20 protein-coding genes are annotated in these 16,767 nt (G+C 60.0%); 9 read left to right on the top strand and 11 right to left on the bottom strand.

Annotation, left to right across the window (positions count from 1 at the left end):
• Positions 1-33: 33 nt before the first annotated feature.
• Together IEY47_RS02515 and IEY47_RS02510 are read right to left on the bottom strand one after the other, a co-directional pair.
• Positions 34-432: a DUF4398 domain-containing protein gene (locus tag IEY47_RS02515; RefSeq protein WP_188981553.1), complete on the bottom strand. Its 399-nt coding sequence runs from the start codon at positions 430-432 to the stop codon at positions 34-36.
• 197 nt (positions 433-629) lie between these two features.
• Positions 630-959 (bottom strand): pilin assembly protein, encoded by a 330-nt coding sequence (locus IEY47_RS02510; RefSeq protein ID WP_188981552.1) that lies wholly within the window; start codon positions 957-959, stop codon positions 630-632.
• 394 nt (positions 960-1,353) lie between these two features.
• Between IEY47_RS02510 and adk the strand changes: the two genes are divergently transcribed.
• The 5 genes from adk to IEY47_RS02485 all read left to right on the top strand — a co-directional run bounded on the left by adk (position 1,354) and on the right by IEY47_RS02485 (position 4,973).
• On the top strand, positions 1,354-2,001 hold the full coding sequence (adk, locus tag IEY47_RS02505; protein ID WP_188981551.1) for an adenylate kinase: 648 nt from the start codon (positions 1,354-1,356) through the stop codon (positions 1,999-2,001).
• Positions 2,002-2,120: 119 nt separating this feature from the next.
• Positions 2,121-2,795: a tRNA (adenosine(37)-N6)-threonylcarbamoyltransferase complex dimerization subunit type 1 TsaB gene (gene tsaB, locus IEY47_RS02500; RefSeq protein ID WP_188981550.1), complete on the top strand. Its 675-nt coding sequence runs from the start codon at positions 2,121-2,123 to the stop codon at positions 2,793-2,795.
• 166 nt (positions 2,796-2,961) lie between these two features.
• Positions 2,962-3,312, top strand: coding sequence for a hypothetical protein (locus IEY47_RS02495; RefSeq protein WP_188981549.1), 351 nt, complete (start codon positions 2,962-2,964; stop codon positions 3,310-3,312).
• A 53-nt stretch (positions 3,313-3,365) separates the two neighbouring features.
• The gene (locus tag IEY47_RS02490) at positions 3,366-4,223 is read left to right on the top strand and encodes a DUF72 domain-containing protein (protein WP_188981548.1); all 858 of its coding nucleotides are present in this window, start codon (positions 3,366-3,368) and stop codon (positions 4,221-4,223) included.
• Positions 4,224-4,283: 60 nt separating this feature from the next.
• The gene (locus tag IEY47_RS02485) at positions 4,284-4,973 is read left to right on the top strand and encodes an extensin-like domain-containing protein (protein WP_188981547.1); all 690 of its coding nucleotides are present in this window, start codon (positions 4,284-4,286) and stop codon (positions 4,971-4,973) included.
• 71 nt (positions 4,974-5,044) lie between these two features.
• On the opposite strand, the gene IEY47_RS02480 is transcribed toward IEY47_RS02485, so the two are convergent.
• Complete coding sequence (locus IEY47_RS02480; protein ID WP_188981546.1) at positions 5,045-5,434, bottom strand: hypothetical protein; 390 nt, start codon at positions 5,432-5,434, stop codon at positions 5,045-5,047.
• Between the two features lie 84 nt (positions 5,435-5,518).
• Here IEY47_RS02480 and IEY47_RS02475 point away from each other — a divergent pair, with 84 nt between their 5' ends.
• The gene (locus IEY47_RS02475) at positions 5,519-6,292 is read left to right on the top strand and encodes a class I SAM-dependent methyltransferase (protein WP_188981784.1); all 774 of its coding nucleotides are present in this window, start codon (positions 5,519-5,521) and stop codon (positions 6,290-6,292) included.
• A 21-nt stretch (positions 6,293-6,313) separates the two neighbouring features.
• On the opposite strand, the gene plsB is transcribed toward IEY47_RS02475, so the two are convergent.
• Entirely contained in the window at positions 6,314-8,809 is a 2,496-nt protein-coding gene (gene plsB / locus IEY47_RS02470; protein WP_188981545.1) for a glycerol-3-phosphate 1-O-acyltransferase PlsB, read from the bottom strand.
• Positions 8,810-9,283: 474 nt separating this feature from the next.
• On the opposite strand from plsB, the gene IEY47_RS02465 reads away from it, so the two are divergent.
• Positions 9,284-9,493: a cold-shock protein gene (locus IEY47_RS02465; protein WP_188981544.1), complete on the top strand. Its 210-nt coding sequence runs from the start codon at positions 9,284-9,286 to the stop codon at positions 9,491-9,493.
• A gap of 309 nt (positions 9,494-9,802) precedes the next feature.
• On the opposite strand, the gene IEY47_RS02460 is transcribed toward IEY47_RS02465, so the two are convergent.
• From IEY47_RS02460 to dapE, 3 genes are read right to left on the bottom strand one after another with little or no spacing between them, the layout of a single operon-like run.
• Positions 9,803-10,171, bottom strand: coding sequence for a hypothetical protein (locus IEY47_RS02460; RefSeq protein WP_188981543.1), 369 nt, complete (start codon positions 10,169-10,171; stop codon positions 9,803-9,805).
• Positions 10,172-10,174: 3 nt separating this feature from the next.
• Positions 10,175-10,990 carry a putative RNA methyltransferase gene (locus IEY47_RS02455; protein ID WP_188981542.1) on the bottom strand — a complete coding sequence of 272 codons (816 nt, stop codon included), beginning with the start codon at positions 10,988-10,990 and terminating at the stop codon, positions 10,175-10,177.
• 3 nt (positions 10,991-10,993) lie between these two features.
• Positions 10,994-12,169, bottom strand: coding sequence for a succinyl-diaminopimelate desuccinylase (gene dapE, locus IEY47_RS02450; RefSeq protein WP_373293500.1), 1,176 nt, complete (start codon positions 12,167-12,169; stop codon positions 10,994-10,996).
• A gap of 59 nt (positions 12,170-12,228) precedes the next feature.
• Here dapE and tcdA point away from each other — a divergent pair, with 59 nt between their 5' ends.
• Positions 12,229-13,053, top strand: coding sequence for a tRNA cyclic N6-threonylcarbamoyladenosine(37) synthase TcdA (gene tcdA, locus IEY47_RS02445; RefSeq protein ID WP_188981540.1), 825 nt, complete (start codon positions 12,229-12,231; stop codon positions 13,051-13,053).
• Positions 13,054-13,151: 98 nt separating this feature from the next.
• On the top strand, positions 13,152-13,679 hold the full coding sequence (hemG, locus tag IEY47_RS02440; protein WP_188981539.1) for a menaquinone-dependent protoporphyrinogen IX dehydrogenase: 528 nt from the start codon (positions 13,152-13,154) through the stop codon (positions 13,677-13,679).
• A 3-nt stretch (positions 13,680-13,682) separates the two neighbouring features.
• Here hemG and IEY47_RS02435 read toward each other — a convergent pair whose 3' ends face one another.
• The 4 genes from IEY47_RS02435 to IEY47_RS02420 are packed head-to-tail and all read right to left on the bottom strand — an operon-like array spanning position 13,683 to position 16,764.
• Positions 13,683-14,090: a SufE family protein gene (locus tag IEY47_RS02435; RefSeq protein ID WP_188981538.1), complete on the bottom strand. Its 408-nt coding sequence runs from the start codon at positions 14,088-14,090 to the stop codon at positions 13,683-13,685.
• Positions 14,087-15,289, bottom strand: a complete 1,203-nt coding sequence (locus tag IEY47_RS02430) for an aminotransferase class V-fold PLP-dependent enzyme (RefSeq protein WP_188981537.1) — start codon at positions 15,287-15,289, stop codon at positions 14,087-14,089. The genes IEY47_RS02435 and IEY47_RS02430 overlap by 4 nt, the downstream gene beginning before the upstream one ends.
• Positions 15,290-15,338: 49 nt before the next feature.
• On the bottom strand, positions 15,339-16,373 hold the full coding sequence (dapD, locus tag IEY47_RS02425; RefSeq protein ID WP_188981536.1) for a 2,3,4,5-tetrahydropyridine-2,6-dicarboxylate N-succinyltransferase: 1,035 nt from the start codon (positions 16,371-16,373) through the stop codon (positions 15,339-15,341).
• Positions 16,374-16,401: 28 nt separating this feature from the next.
• Positions 16,402-16,764 (bottom strand): ArsC family reductase, encoded by a 363-nt coding sequence (locus IEY47_RS02420; RefSeq protein ID WP_188981535.1) that lies wholly within the window; start codon positions 16,762-16,764, stop codon positions 16,402-16,404.
• Positions 16,765-16,767 lie beyond the last annotated feature (3 nt).

Below are 16,767 nucleotides of genomic sequence, written 5' to 3'. Positions count from 1 at the left end.
TCCTTGTTCCTGGGAAAACACTAAAGGTTCGGCTTACTGGGCCGAACGCATGCCTTCGTCACGCAGTTCACGAATGCCTTGTTCGGCGTCACTTACCGCTTTCTCAGCCTTGGCGGCCATGGCTTTACGCTCTGCCAGGCGTGCGTCCCATTCCGCTTGCTCAGCAAGCTTGCGTGCTTTGTCGAATTCCTCGTCATGCATCGCCATTTCCGCTTTTTTCCACTTGTCCTGTGCGGACTTCATTTCGACCGCCGAGTATTGCGTGGCATCCGCGCTAACGGCTCGGTTGATTGCGGATTCGGTCAATGCGAATTGCTCGGTCGGTGGGTTCCCAGCGCAGCCCGCAATCAAAAATGCACTGCCGATTGCCAGTGTCGCCATCTTCAGATTCCGCAGTCCGGATCCTGATGCGGGATTGGTCATTGCTTTCATCTTGCGTTCTCCAGATGTCAGTCGAAAACGTGCCGGTTCAATCCGCGACTCCATGTCCCTATGGGCTGATGTATCCACCATGCGAGTGTGACCAGGAGTCTTGGCCAGCTAGTTTTTGTGACTAAAAGCGCGTTTCAAGGGTTCAAAATATTTCCGCGGCGCCTGATCGCTCAGTCAAGTTCCAGACGCTGTCGGGGTCATTTCGCTTGTTGTAGACGGTGCAAATGTTTGCGAGACAATTCCAGAAAGCGGGGCGTCAGGCCGACGTCCTCGTACATTGGGTCGCCCATCTCGTCTCGCGATTGCACGTTGTCCCCTTCGACATAGGGAAAGCTCTCTTCGAGTTCTTCCAACGCGGATTGAACGAGCTCGGCCAGCAGGGCTTCGCGTGTCCGGCTTGGATACAGCTCGCACAACGCTTCGATGCGCGCTGCAGATTCGATATCGAGACGCAAGCTGTACGTATGCGCCGTCGACTGCGCGCGGGAACTCTCTTCCCAATGCTGAGTAAGCTCACGGATTTTCATTGGTTTCTCCTGTACGGATCGGTGTGCTATCGCATGCGGCGTTGCCGACGGGGGCGACGCAACGCTCGGGCATGTCATTCCGACTCCATCTCGCATGCGGTAATTCCGCTTCGCTCGTTGCGTACCGCCTGCACGCGCGACTGATTGCCGCAGTCGCTGTCTTGACCTCACGTGGCTAGCGGGCTACCGCAGGGCGGGTGGCCAATACCCGAAGGATGCGACTTTCGACGGCTTGTGTGCCCTAGGTGCGCTGTGTATCTTGATCAGCCTTTTTGCCGCTTCCTGCCAGGCCATTCGAGGCTTGCAGCGATGCGGGAGCCGACAACAAGATTGGCCCAAACAGCTTGCTACGTGGCGAATCCAGAGTTGTAACAATAATGTGAGGAGCACAGACATGCGCGTGATTCTGTTGGGAGCCCCAGGCGCGGGCAAAGGTACACAGGCGGGATTCATCACTCGCAAGTTCGGTATCCCCCAGATTTCCACAGGCGACATGCTGCGCGCTGCCGTCAAGGCGGGCAGCCCGCTCGGCCTCAAGGTCAAAGGCGTAATGGATAGCGGCGGTCTTGTTTCCGACGACATCATCATCGATCTCATCAAAGAGCGGATCACCCAGCCGGACTGCGCCAAGGGTTTCCTGTTCGACGGATTCCCGCGGACGATTCCTCAGGCCGAAGCGCTGCGCGACGCAGGTGTCGGTATCGACCACGTCGTGGAGATCGCGGTCGAGGACGAAGAGATCGTGAGCCGCATCGGCGGTCGTCGTGTGCACCCAGGGTCCGGTCGCGTATACCACATCGTCCATCAGCCGCCGAAGGTCGAAGGCAAGGACGACGAGACGGGCGAGGATCTGGTCCAGCGTGCGGACGATCATGAAGATACGGTTCGTCATCGACTTTCGGTCTACCATTCCCAGACGCTGCCGCTCGTAGCCTTCTACAAGGAGATGGCTGCCGCGCAGGGCACGCCTAAGTACACCCGCGTCGAAGGCGTTGGCAGCGTAGAAGAGATCACGGCCAAGGTGTTCAGCGCGCTCAGCTGATCGCGTGGGTTGATCCGAACGGCCCGCTTGCGGGCCGTTTCTCGTTCTAGCCCAGTGGAAAATGTCGCCGCAACCCGCTTTAATGCCGCCCCGTCGATCCATCCTGTAGCGTTGATTCCATGACTGTCCTGTTGGCTTTAGATACCGCAACCGAAGCTTGCTCCGTGGCGCTCTTGCGTGACGGCGCCGTGCTGAGTCGCTATGACGTGATCCCGCGTCTGCATGCCCAGCGTGTGCTGCCAATGGTGCAAGAGCTGCTAGACGAAGCAGGACTGACAGCGAGCGATATCGACGCCATTGCATTCGGCCGCGGGCCAGGAGCGTTCACCGGCGTGCGTATCGCGATCGGGGTCGTCCAGGGGCTTGCCTTCGCCCTCGACCGGCCTGTTCTTCCAGTTTCCGATCTTGCGGTCATCGCTCAGCGGGCTTACCGCGAGACGAGTACGACGCGCGTTGCGGTCGCCATCGATGCGCGCATGGACGAGGTGTACTGGGGTTGCTACGAGCACAGTCATGGCGAAATGCGTCTGGTTGGGCGGGAGGCTGTACTGCCGCCGGAGCAAGTACCTCTGCCGCATTGGAGCGATTCCGAGTGGTCAGGCGCCGGGACCGGCTGGGGCTACGCTGACCGTATTCCGCACGCGCCGCGCTCGATCCTGGCAGACCTGTTGCCCCATGCGCAGGACATGCTGACATTAGCCGCCAACGCATGGGCGCGAGGCGAGGCGTTACCTGCAGAATCTGCCCAGCCAATTTACCTGCGGGACAATGTCGCGACCCCGAAAAAAACCTGACCGCGCCTGATGACGTATCAGTCCGCTCGGCGGAACTGGCGGTCTCTGTAGACCGTCTATTTGATATCGAGCGCACTCCGTCGCCTTTTGTCGTGGGTGCTCGATGCCAGATTGCTAAGCATCAGGCGACTCGCTAGAGTTGCGCGACGCCTCGAGGGCCCTTTTTATGCGCATCGACAGTTTCTCCTCCGCCTATCCTCTGGACAGACCTGCTCGGCCGAGCACGGTCGGTACGTCCTATCGCGAGGTAAAGCCGGTCGAGGACGTCCAGAGCGGCGCGCCCGCCGATGACAGCCCTTCGTCTGCCACTGCAAGCTACCGTGAAGTCGAAGCGCCGAGCGATCGAGACGCTACCCACGCTGAATATTTGCCTGCCCGATACGCCGATATCGCCGAACGTTACCAGCAGCCGGTCTCGGCTAAAGCCGCACAAGCGTTGGCCAGCTACGGCAGTACCGCCAACATGGTTCGAAATCTCGATGCTGACGAGGTTGTCGGTCTCGACCTGTACGCGTGATGCATCCCGTCTTGTGACTATCGCCCGACGCCCCTATACCCTGTTAAGCGCGAATGTCTGACCTGCCTTACGTGCTGGGTTGCCCGTCCTGGAGCGAGCCAGCCTGGCGGCCACTTCTGGCCGGTGACGAAAACGAACCCGACTTGCTCAAGCGATATTGCGCGACTTTCAATGGCGTCGAAGGCAATACCACCTTCTATGCGAGACCCGCAGCCGCAACGGTTGCCCGCTGGGCAGAGAGCATGCCCGCGCATTTCCGCTTCTGTGCGAAATGTAATCGGGACATCAGCCATAACGGGGACCTGCGTGCGAGATTCGAAGATACCGAGACCTTTCTGGCGCTACTGCGTCCGCTCGGCGCACGGTTAACGCCGCTCTGGCTGCAATTGCCGCAGAATTTTGGCCCGGAACGGCTGCCGGAACTCATCGCTTGGCTCGACGCTTTTTCCCACATTCGTACTGCGGTCGAGGTGCGTCACCTCGGCTTTTTCGATAAAGGCGAGGACGAGCGGCGGTTGAACCGCTTGCTGCTCGATCGTGGCGTGGAGCGGATCGCGTTCGATACCCGTGCGGTATTTCAATGCACATCGCGTGACCCTTTTGTCCTTGAGGCGCAGGCGCGCAAGCCTCGTTTGCCCATCCGCGCGGCGGCGCTCACTGACGAGCCGCAGGTGCGCTTCATCGGCGGAAACGCGCTGTCAGAGAACGATGCGTTTCTGCGCCCATGGGTCGAGAAGGTCGCAGAATGGATCGAGCAGGGCAAGCGACCACATGTGTACCTGCACACACCGGACAATCGAAACGCCGCGGCTCAAGCCTTTCGCTTTCACGCCATGCTCATGGGACGGTTACCTGGCTTGCCTGCGCTGCCGGTCGCTGTAGTGGAAGCGGAGCAGCTCGGGCTGCTCTAGGGTCGAGCACTTTGATCGATACGCAGCGGTCTATCGATGCGTACCCCATCAAGGTGTCGAATGCTCCGTCTTTTCTGGTTTGTCTTTGTCCTGATCCTGGTCGGCGCGCCTACTGCTGTCTATCGACAGTGGATCGATGTGCCGCCTGAGTGGAATCCGTGGGCGCCGCTGGACATTCAGGCCCCGCCCAATGTGCTGACCCCCATCAAACGTTGGCGGATCCAAGGCGACCGTGCCCTGTGCGAGCAGGCGCTCGCCACCTCCACGCTTCGCTTCGAAAGTGTTCGGGATCGTGTACCTGCGGCAGGTTGTCCGATTGAAAATGCCGTACGCGTCAGCGGTTCGAGCGTTACGTTCAATAGCAGCTTCGTCGCGACGTGTCCGTTGGCGATGGCGTATGCCATGTTCGAGGTGCATGGCATGCAGCCCATCGCCCAGCGCATCTATGGCCAGCCCGTTGCGCGGGTGGACCACTTTGGCAGCTTCTCGTGCCGCAACATTGCCAACAGCGCACGCCGTAGTCAGCACGCAACGGCCAATGCGTTCGACATTGCGGGCTTTCGTCTGCAAGACGGCACGCGCATTACGCTGGCAAGAGATTGGAAGGGCGATGACCGCGATGCCCGATTCTTGCGTGAAGTACGCGATGCCGCTTGCACGTATTTCAATACCGTGTTGGGCCCCGAATACAACGCGGCGCATCGCGATCATTTTCATTTGGATATGGGCCGCGCTCGGATTTGCCGTTAGGCTCCTTCACGGCCGCGAGCGAAACGTCGACAGACCCTCTGCGCAGGCGAGGCAGCGCGCCCTTAGTCGCCTCACGCAATGCCCAGCAGCGATAGCCGTGTGCGGTTTTCGAACCACGCGTCTTCAGGCGGTGTTTCGTCGATGTATGGGCCCTCGAACAAGTCGGGCATGACACTGGCGAACGATGCGGCCTCCCGCCGAACCGGCTGGTCGAGGTTCGTCACGGTGAAGTCGATCTCGCCGTGATTTGGCCAGTCCACCCGTTCGAAGCTGTCGGTGGTGCGCTGGACTGGCTGGGGCTCGTCGACAGTTGGTTGCGACGTTTGCTTGGGTTGTCGTAGCTGGCCCAGCAGGTGCTCGAAGTCGAAATACGCCTTCACGCCAAGGTTTTCGGCCGGCCGCCCACGCTCGCCGTGGGTAACCACGGTCAAGGCAGAGGGTTGCTTGACGATTTCGACCATGAAAGATGCTCGGCTCTGGCAGAATGCCTGTCCCTGTATCGGCCGGTGTTCGGTCGAATTTAGTGGATAGAGATGACAATGTTGATGGATAGCCCGCTAGGGGGCATTCGGGTCGAGGCACTCGCGGCCGACCAAGCCGAGCAGGCAATCGAACTGGCGCGCCGTCTTGGGTTGGTCGACAGTGGCGAGGCAGGTTTCGCCTTGCAACTGACCGCGCACGGTTTGCAACTGGTGGAGTTGGGACCGAAGGCACCAGGGCCGATTCGTGTGGATTTCGTCGAGGGTGCTGTTGCTCATCGCCGCGCGTTCGGCGGTGGCAGCGGGCAGATGATCGCCAAGGCTATCGGTGTCGCGCCCGGTATACGGCCCTCCGTCCTCGATGCAACGGCAGGCTTTGGCAGGGATGCATTCGTGTTGGCGTGTCTGGGCTGTGACGTGACGTTGTGCGAACGTCATCCGGTAATCGCCGCCTTGCTCGTGGATGGATTGGTGCGCGCGCGCCAAGTACCAGACGTCGCGGCTGTCATGGCTCGCATGGTCTTTATGGAAGGCGACGCGATTCAGGTAATGGGGGATTGGAAGGGTGAGCCCCCTCAAGTCATTCACCTTGACCCAATGTTTCCGCACCGCGACAAGAGTGCCCTGGTGAAGAAAGAAATGCGGCTGTTTCGCCCGCTGGTTGGCGATGATCAGGACGCGCCGCTACTGCTGGAGGCAGCATTGGACTTGGCGAGCCATCGCGTCGTGGTCAAGCGTGCTCGAAAAGCGCCGTGCATTGAGGGTCCGAAGCCAGGCTACAGCCTTGATGGAAAGTCCAGCCGCTACGATATCTACCCACGCAAACGACTCGGCGCCTGAGTGCGGCCAGACATCGCGGTTTCACTGCCGCGGCGCGATCGTCTCCGGCGCGTCTTCATCACGATGCAGCGCAACCTGCTGAATGGACAGGCGTAGGTCAGCGGGCAGTACGCGTTTTGCGACGCTCTCGGTCACTTCGCTGAGTTGATCCTGGAAGCCAAGCTTTCCCGCTGCGTCCTTGAACAGGACCTGTTGCTGCAGCAGCTTCTGGATGAAATTGCGGAACAGCGCCTTGTCGAAAAACTCCGGCGCGTTCAAGCCATGAAGGATCGACACACGTTGCGCCATCACCGTGGATAGGCTCTCCAGCTCCTCCGCGGACAAACTGTGCTGACCCGCATTGAGTAGGAGCGAGGTCGCCATGTAGAAGCGCTGCAACGTTTGTACGATCGCATTCGCCAGCAGGTTCAATTGGGCAAATTGGCGCGAGCTGGGCGCGGGCCTCACATAGAGGTCGTCCTCACGCTTGAGCAACTCCTGGTCGACGAATACCGTCAGCCAGCGGTCGATCAGGTCCTCCAGTTCTTCCGGTTGATAGCGAATGAACAGTTCGGATTGCAGGTACGGATAGAGCGCGTGGCTAAAGCGCATGACCTGCTCGCGACTGATCCGACCGCTGCTGATGAAGAAGCTCGCTAGCAGGGCGGGCAATGCGAAGACGTGCAAGATATTGTTGCGGTAGTAGGTCATCAGGACAGCGTTTTGCTCATCCAGATAGAAAATGCGGCCTAGCGTGTCACTTTGTTCGGCGAGAAAGCCCATGTTTCGAACATAGGCGATGAGATCCGTGCTGGTTCCCTCGGGAAGCGTGGTATGGCTCGAGTACGGTACGTCGCGCAACAGGGCGAGGTACATATCCAACGTCCTTATTAGCGCCTTTTCATCCAGTGCCTGGCGATGGCTGGACAGCAAGGCAAGCGCCACTAGGTTCACTGGGTTGATGGCGGCCGCCTCGTTCATTTGGCAGGCGATTCGTTCGGCCAGGCGGTCGGTGACGTCGTTCAGCCAATCCGGACGGTACTGCGGCGCGTATTCTTCCTGCCGCCAGCCAGGTCGCTGCTGATCGAGATAGGTCGTCAGCGCGATCGGCTCACCGAAATTCAACCACACACTGCCGAAGTTTTGCTTGAGCGCGCCCACCACCTTGAACAGGTCGAGGACTGACTCCTTCTTCTTCTCCTTGCCGCGCAATTCGCCAAGGTAAGTCCTACCTTCGAGCACCCGTTCGTAGCCAATGTAGACGGGTACGAACATGAGCGGCGTGCGGGACGAACGCAGGTAGCTGCGCAGCGTGATGGAAAGCATCCCGGTGCGCGGGCGAAGCGTTCGGCCGGTGCGGGACCGGCCTCCCTCGATGAAGTATTCGACCGGGAAGCCTCGACGAAACAGCGTATGTAGGTACTCGTTGAATACCGCGGTGTAAAGGGGGTTACCGCGGAAGGTGCGACGAATGAAAAAGGCCCCTCCACGTCTGAGCAGCCCGCCGATGATCGGCATGTTCAAATTGATACCGGCAGCGACATGAGGCGGCGTCAACCCCTGGCGGAACAAGACGGAAGACAGCAGCAGGTAATCGATATGGCTACGATGGCACGGCACGTACACGACCTCATGCCCGTGGGTCGCATTCTGCATGTCTTCGAGGTGATGAACCTTGATGCCGTTGTAGATCCGGTTCCAGAACCAACGCAGCATCACTTCCAGGAAACGCACGACGGTATAGGTGAAGTCCGAGGCGATCTCATTGCCATAGGCCAGCGCTTTGCGCTCTGCTTTTTCGACTGAAATATTTTCGCGCGTGGCATGCTCGGTGATGGCCTCGCGTACTTGCGGTGCGCGGATCAACCCTTTGACCAGATGGCGCCGGTGTGAAATGTCTGGTCCGATCACGGCGGATTTCAGGTTGCGAAAGTGCACGCGCAGAATGCGATGGGCAAGACGTTGTGTACGGGCCTGGCCTTTTCCCTGCTCGACAAGATTTCGGATGTGGATCGGCGTGGAGAATTGAACCCGCGTTTTGCGACCCAGAATCGCGATGCGCATGAGTTTGCGCAAACGGCCCGTGACCGCCCAGCTGTCGGCGAACAGTAACTTCCATGGGCTGGTTTCCCGGTCTGGCGACTGACCCCAGAAGACGCTGACAGGTACGATTTGTATGTCTTCGACGATGTGCTGGCCAACAGCGTGGGTAAGGCGCAGCAGCACCGCGGGTGGCCGGCCTTCAGGCTGCTCGCCGAACCAGCCCGGGCCGGTCGTGAGCGGAAAATAGCCGCGCTGTTCCAATTGGTCGCCTATTGCCACGGGCAGAACGGGGCGCGGCAGGCCAAGCCGGATGCACTCATAATCAATGACCGCAAGGTCGCTGGTAGACCGCTCCTCGAGCACGTAGAACACCGGCTTAGTGCGATCCAGTTTCAGGTTCAGCGATGGCTGATTGATGGTTTCCGAGCGAACCCATAAGAAAAGCAGGCGGCGCAGACAGGTAGAGAAGAAACGGGATAAGAAAGAGCGAGTCATGGGATGGCTTCGATCTGGAGCGATGGCTGCAACGTTGTTTTAGTGACCGTTCGCAACGGCAAAACAGTTGCGCGCAGCGTGACAGGCTACACGCGGTTTGACTTCCGTTGGACAGAAATGTGGCTCACTAGGGGGCGATAACGGCGTTGTCTTGAAAATTTACATTCTCATTTAGATTTTTTTGCGCGCTAGCTGTGGCAGAAAAACGACTGTTAAATCAGAGACCTCCAAAAGCTTGTTAAAAAACGCTGGAAGCCGCGCAGCGTGGCGCTTTGCGTCAATTCGAAAAAGCACTTTTCAGGCCCGTTCGTTTCCTTATACTGCGTGAGCGGTCGATTAGGGCACGTCCACTTTCCGATCCAGGCCAGACCAAACAAGGACTGTGATACGGGTATTGGAGACCCCCTCGAACCGTAAATGCCCTCGCTAAAAACAATTGGGGGCGACTAAAAATTGCGAGTTGGAGATGTGGTAATGGCTGATCGTGAGCTCGGAACCGTCAAGTGGTTCAATGACGCCAAGGGATATGGATTCATTCAACGTGACAGCGGTCCGGACGTGTTCGTGCACTACCGCGCCATTCGAGGTGAGGGCCACCGCTCCCTGATTGAAGGCCAGAAGGTCGAGTTTTCCGTGATCCAGGGGCAAAAAGGCCTGCAAGCGGAAGACGTTGCTCGAACGTGATGTGCAATGGCGCGATACCGTGTTAGCGCCGTTCACTCACGCTGGGTGATTGATAAGCCAGCGGGCCATTGTCTATGTTCGGCCATGTCCCGCTCTTAGAACCTGTTCACGATCTGCTGCGCGTCGGCTAAACGGCGTTGAAAACATCTTCGGCATGCTTAATTACAGCACGTAAACTCGCGTGCGAGCCCAGTGCGCTGTCTCAGCCGTTTTCGCCACCGTTTATCTCTAGCTCGCGAGATCGTGAACAGGTTCTACGGTCGGTAGTCCCGTATTCGAGGGCACAACGTCATGCCCGCGGTCCCAGGATCAGTCTGTCTTCCAGATGATCTCGGTCTCGCCGTCTTTGTCGATTTTCAGCCAGCGATCATTCTCGTTGCTGTCTTGTTCCTGCCAGCCGCCAGGTGCGCAGCGAATTTGCATCCCTAGCGCCGCATGCGCCGAGCGTGCGCATGCAAGGTCCGTTTCCCAGGGTATCTGCTCGCCTTCGATATAGAGGCTATGCCATTTGCCGACGGCTTTCGGGAACCAGGTGATTGCCAGCGCGCCCGCGCTGCATTTGAAGGTTTGGCCGCGAGGTTGCCACGGGGTGCAGGGGCCAAGCGCGTGCGTCAGCCACTGCGTGACGGCGTCACGGTCGGCTTCTTTCACGTAGATTTCAACGTCAGGTTGGCGCATGGCTCAATCTCGCTGTTGGGTGATCCAATCGTAGCGCATGGCCACGGTGACCTCGATGGGGGCGGCGAGGACGTGCGCACGACGTGCGGCATTGGCCCGCCAGCCATGTGGCGTCATAGCTAGCAGATCTGCGCGGCTTTGCTCCAGCGGGAGCGGCAGTGTGTAGGTCAATGTCTCGCTATGTTCGAGCCGCATCCCATCGGGGATCGATTCCAGGTGCTTGGTATCGTCGTACGGTCGAACGTCCTCGTACAGCATGGCCCGCAGTTCAATAAGATGAGCGTTGAGCGGGCCCACACGCAACAATCCGCCGCCAGGCGCCAGAATGCGCTTGGCTTCCGGCCAGTCCAGTGGGCTGAAGACGCTAAGGGCGAGATCGCAGCTGTCCTCCTGCAATGGAATGCGTGCCATGCTCGCAACGAGCCATTCCAGGGTGGGCGCGCGACGGCAGGCGATGCGGACCGCTTCACGGGAGATATCGAGGGCATACCCTTGGGTGCCGGGGTGGGGGAGTTCCGCCGCGACCGCGCCGGTGTAGTAGCCCTCGCCGCAACCAATATCCACCCATGTCGAGGGTCGGTACCGGCGCACGATGGTGGCGAGTCGCTCGGCGACAGGCGCGTAATGGCCTGCCTGCAGATAGCGACGACGGGCTTCGACCATTACGCTGTTATCACCGGGTGCCCGACTATTCTTGTGCTGTACGGGCAGCAGGTTCAGGTAGCCCTGGCGGGCGCGGTCGAAGCGATGACTGTTGGTACAGGCGGCACCGTTCTCGACAGGGCTCAGTGCTTCTCGGCAGATTGGACAGATCAGCATAGGTCAGGCCAGCAGGTTGACCAGGGTCTGGTAATAGACGTCAGTCAACAGGTCGAGATCGCTCGCCAATACATGCTCGTCCACCTGATGAATCGTGGCATTCACTGGCCCTAGTTCGACGACTTGGGTTCCCAAGGTTGCAATGAAGCGGCCATCGGAGGTGCCGCCACTGGTACTCGGCGTTGTCGTACGGCCGGTCACGTCAGCAATTGCGCCCGCCACTGCATCGAGCAGATCGCCGGGTTCAGTTAGAAAAGGCAACCCCGACAGGCTCCAGTCGACGTCGTAATTCAAGCCATGGCGATCGAGGATTGCACGGGTTCTTGCCTGCAATTGTTCGACCGTGGACTCGGTGGAGAAACGAAAATTGAACAGCGCGGTCAGCGTGCCCGGTACGACGTTGGTCGCGCCAGTGCCTGCATTCAGGTTCGAAATCTGGAAGCTGGTCGGTGGGAAGAAATCGTTGCCGTCATCCCAGTGTTCGGCGGCTAGCTCGGCCAGCGCAGGCGCCGCGAGGTGAATCGGGTTTTTCGCCAGGTGAGGGTAGGCGACGTGGCCCTGTACACCTTTGATCACGAGGGTGCCACCCAAGGAGCCCCGGCGACCGTTCTTGACCACATCGCCCAACAGCGTAGTGCTGGACGGTTCCCCGACGATGCACCAGTCCAGACGCTGCTGACGAGCAGCCAGCCTTTCGATGACGGCGCGTGTCCCGTGGACGGCGGGGCCTTCTTCGTCACTGGTAATGAGGAAAGCGATCGCCCCTTTATGCTGCGGGTATGCCACGACGAACCGTTCGACGGCGACGACCATGGCGGCGAGGCTGCCTTTCATGTCCGCGGCGCCACGTCCGCGAAGCATGCCCTGGTCGTCGACCTTGGCGTCGAAGGGACCGTGCGCCCAGGAAACGACTGGCCCGGTTGGTACCACATCAGTGTGCCCGGCGAAGCACAGCACGGGGCCCTCACCACCACGGATGGCCCAGAAATTATCAACATCCTCGATACGCATGGGCTCAACGGTAAAGCCCACTTCGCTCAAGCGTTGCATCATGAGCGCCTGGCACCCCTCGTCGACCGGCGTGACGGACGGCCGGCGTATCAGGTCGCAGGCAAGTTCAAGGGTGGGCGACAGGGCACTCATGGGGGCTCCGTAAGGCAAGCTGAAAAAGGCGGCCATCTTAAAGCAAAATGGCCGGTTCCGCGGGCTTATACTGGCGGCCTTGCTGGGAGTGACAAATGCAATTCGATGATCAACGTTTTGGCGGTATCGCCCGCTTATATGGAGTGGAAGGCGCTCGGCGACTGGCAGCCGCCCATGTTGCGGTTGTCGGAGTTGGGGGTGTCGGTTCCTGGGCGGCTGAAGCCCTGGTGCGCTCGGGGGTTGGCGAGATATCGCTGTACGACCTGGACGACGTCTGCACCACAAACACCAATCGGCAGGTTCATGCGCTAACGGATACCGTCGGCAAACCGAAGGTCGACGTCATGGCCGAGCGGCTACGCGCGATCAATCCTGCGTGCACCGTCCATACGGTCTGCGATTTCGTCACACGCGAGACCATGGCGGAATACATCACGCCCAACCTGGATGGCGTGATCGACTGCATCGACAGCGTACCGTCCAAGGCAGCGCTCATCGCCTGGTGCAAACGGCGCAAGCTCTCCATCGTCAGCACCGGAGGTGCGGGCGGGCAGGTGGATCCCACGCAGATTCGCGTGGCCGACTTGAACAAAACCTTCAACGATCCCTTGGCATCCAAGGTGCGCTCATTGTTGCGGCGAGACTACAACTTTTCCCGCACGCCGGGACGGCATTACAGCGTGCCTTGCGTGTTCTCGACGGAGCAGCTGCGTTATCCCAAGCCGGACGGAACGGTGTGTCAGGCGAAGGGTTTTGTCGGCGAGGGCGTCCGGCTCGACTGCGCCGGTGGTTTTGGCGCAGTGATGATGGTAACGGCTGCGTTCGGCATGGCGGCCGCCGCGAAGACCGTGGAGAAGCTGGTAGCAGGCAGCCGCCGGCCATCGGAGCGCTCGCCGAACGAGTCACCCCATAAGGGGTAGGCGATCAAGCACAGCATTGGTGCCTTCTAGAGCCGCGGGTTCACGGCTCACGGCAACTCAGGCACTATGTGCGCCCCCGCATTCGAGACACTTCGGCAATGGCTGCGATTCTGATCGTTTATTCCACTACTGATGGGCACACAGCGACCATTTGCCAGCGACTCAAGGCGGTACTCGAAGAGTGCGGTCATCGGGCGATGGTCACGTCCATCGATGACGAAGCGAAACTGGACCTGTCGCAGTTCGACAAGATCGTGGTGGGCGCCAGCATTCGCTATGGCCGGCATTCCAAGGCATTGTCCGCCTTCGTCGAGAAGCACCGTAAGTTGTTGTCTGAGCGGCCCACCGCGTTCTTCAGTGTGAATGCCGTCGCGCGCAAGGCCGAGAAGCGTTCGCCAGAGACAAACCCTTATCTCAGCAAGTTCTTGTCTCAGGTCGATTGGCGGCCGACGTTGCTCCACGTATTCGCGGGCAAGATCAATTACCCCAAATACGGCCTGCTGGACCGCACTATGATTCGCTTCATCATGTGGATGACCAAAGGGCCGACCGGGCGAAATGACGTCGTCGATTTCACCGATTGGGCCGACGTGGATGCGCTCGGCCGGCGTCTTGCTGATTTTTGAGAACTAACGAGATGCGGTGAGGATGCGTTGCCAAACCGCGTTCATGCCGTTGGTTCGTGACGGAGAGAGCTGGCGCGCCAGCCCGAGCTGGTCGAACCAGGCATGGATATCGATGCCTTTCAACGCCTCACGATCCAGCCCGTTCACTCGGGCTATCAAGACGGCAAGCAAGCCTCGAATCAGCCGTGCATCGCTTGCCGCCTGAAGGCGGAGTCGTTCGTCGTGCACTTCGACGTTCAGCCATACGGCTGTTTCGCAACCCGCCACGCGGTGGGCTTCGTCGCGGAGCGCCTCAGGTAACTCCGGCAATGCCTGTGCGCCCCACTGCATCAGCAGCCGCGCGCGATTTTCCCAGCCTTCCGCTGCCGAGAAAGCATCGAGGGCGTGCTGAGCGTTTGCCGGTAGCGTCATTTGAGAAGGTTCAATGCCTTGTCCAGTGCACGGAAGAAACGGTCCAGATCTTCCGTGTCGTTGTAGAGTGCCAGCGATACCCGAATGGCACCGGAGGCGCCAAGGTGTTGGTAGAGCGGCGTCGCGCAATGACGGCCCGCCCGTACCGCGATGCCTTGTTCGCTCAAAGCATAGGCAAGATCCGTTGCATGAACATCCGCCACGGTAAAGCAAGCCAGCGCTGCGTCCGGCGAGCCCAGTACTTGCACGTCCTCTCGTGTGCGCAGACCACGCAGCAGTGTTTCCAGGAGTGCAGCTTCATGCGCGCGAACACCGGCCGGATCGAGCCTGAAGAGATAGTCGATCGCCGCGCCGAGCCCAAGTACCGCGCCAATCGCGGGTGTGCCGGCCTCGAACCCGAGCGGCGCCGGGTTGAAGTCGGCGCGGTGATATTCCGCATGGCGCACCATCTCGCCGCCGTATTGCCAATGGCGCAGGTACGCCAGCGCTTCGGTGCGTCCGTAGAGCACGCCAACACCTTCCGGGGCATAGAGCTTGTGCCCGGAGAACACATAGAAATCGCACCCCAAGGCATGCACGTCAGGGCGTTGGTGCACTGCACCCTGCGCGCCGTCAATCACCGTCAGTGCACCCTGTTGTCTGGCCAGTGCGATCAGGTCTTGAACCGGTTGCCAGGTGCCGAGGACGTTCGACAGCTGACTGACGGCGAGCAGCCGGGTGCGGTCGCCAATTACCGTTGCTGCTTGCTCCAGATCGACGTGGCCGCTTTCGTGAAGCGGCAGCACGCGCAAGGTAAGGCCGCTGCGGGCCGCCAGCTGTTGCCAAGGCAATAGATTCGCGTGGTGCTCGAGCGCGCTGATGACGATTTCGTCCCCCGCGCTGAACCGGTGTTCGAGGCCGTAGGCGACTAGGTTGAACGCTTCGGTAGCATTACGCGTGAAGACGATCTCGGCTGGATCGGCTGCGCCCATCCAGCGTGCGACGGTACCTCGCGTGGCTTCGAACGCTTCGGTGACGCGTTCGCCCACGGCATGTCCGGCGCGATGCACGTTGGCAGTGCCTGCAGTGTAGTAGCCGGTGAGCGCATCAATTACAGACTGCGGTTTTTGCGCAGTGGCGGCGCTGTCCAGATAGGTGAGGCCGGCGGCTTCCATGACGGAAAGTGCTGGGAAGTCGGGGCGCCATGGGGAGGGAAGCATAGAGAACTACCTAAGAGGCGACCTCGGATGAGGTCGCCTCTGGCTCAGGTCAGTTGTGCGCGTGCAGCGCCTCGTTGAGCTCGGTCGCGGTCTTGTTGGTCTTGCATTCGACCATGCCGTTCTGCGAATTGCGGCGGAACAGCAGGTCGGTTTGGCCGGCGAGGTCGCGTGCCTTGACCACGTTGACTACGTTGTTCTGATCGTCGAGCAGCGTCACCTTGGTGCCGGCAGTAATGTAGAGGCCCGCCTCGACGACATTACGGTCGCCCAAGGGAATGCCGATACCGGCGTTGGCGCCGATAAGGCAGCCTTCGCCCACGCTGATGACGATGTTGCCGCCACCGGACAGCGTGCCCATGGTGGAGCAACCGCCGCCCAGGTCCGAACCGTTGCCCACGAATACGCCAGCGGACACACGGCCTTCGATCATGCCAGGGCCTTCGGTCCCGGCATTGAAGTTAACGAAACCTTCGTGCATTACGGTGGTGCCTTCACCGATGTAGGCGCCCAGTCGAATACGCGCGCTGTCGGCGATACGCACACCGCTCGGCACGACGTAGTCGGTCATCTTGGGGAACTTGTCCACCGAGAACACTTCGAGCAGCTGGCCCTTCAAGCGCGCCTCAAGCTGGCGCTCGGCCAGTTCACTGAGATCCACCGCACCTTCGCTTGTCCAGGCGACATTGGGCAGCAGCGGGAAAATACCCGCCAGGCTCTGGCCGTGTGGCTTTACCAGGCGATGGGACAGCAAGTGCAGCTTCAGGTACGCCTCGGGGGTGGAGGTCAACGCGGCGTCTTCTGCCAGCAGTGTCGCCACCAGTGGGCGCTGGCTTTCGGCGAGACGAGTCAGCAAGGCGGACTGTGCCGGTTCAAGCGTCCGAAGCGCCTGAGCGAGCTCGGTGGCTTTCTGGTGGGTGATCGCGATGGCCTGATTGCCGCCTTCGTAGCCGAGCAATGGCTTGACGGTGTCGACGAGCTCGGAGGCGGGCGCGTGCAATGGCAGGGCGTAGAAAACTTCCAGCCATTGGCCTTGGCGGTTCTGCGTGCCGACCCCAAAGGCCAGGCTATATAAAGTGGTGCTCATGGAAATTCCTTTAAATATCAGGGACGCGTCAGCCGAGCTCAGCGGCGTATTGCTCAGGCTTGTAGCCCAGCAATGTGCGGTCGCCCAGGTCGAGTACCGGGCGCTTGATCATCGACGGTTGGGCCAGCATCAGTTCGATGGCCTTGTCTTGGTCGAGATCCACCTTGGCGGCGTCATCCAGTTTGCGAAAAGTAGTGCCAGCGCGGTTCAGTACCTTTTCCCAACCGTGCTCGCGGCACCAACGCTCCAGGCTAGTCCGGTCGATGCCGGCGCTCTTGTAGTCATGGAAGGCGAAAGGCTTGCCGTTGTCATCCAGCCAGGTGCGTGCTTTCTTCATCGTGTCGCACGCTTTGATGCCGTACAGCGTAAGGGCCGGCGTATCGTCAGGCATTTC

The organism is Pseudomonas matsuisoli (assembly GCF_014647635.1).
Lineage (GTDB): Bacteria > Pseudomonadota > Gammaproteobacteria > Pseudomonadales > Pseudomonadaceae > Pseudomonas_P > Pseudomonas_P matsuisoli.
Note: the sequence above shows the minus strand (reverse complement) of the source record. Positions and strands in the feature narration are given on the sequence as shown.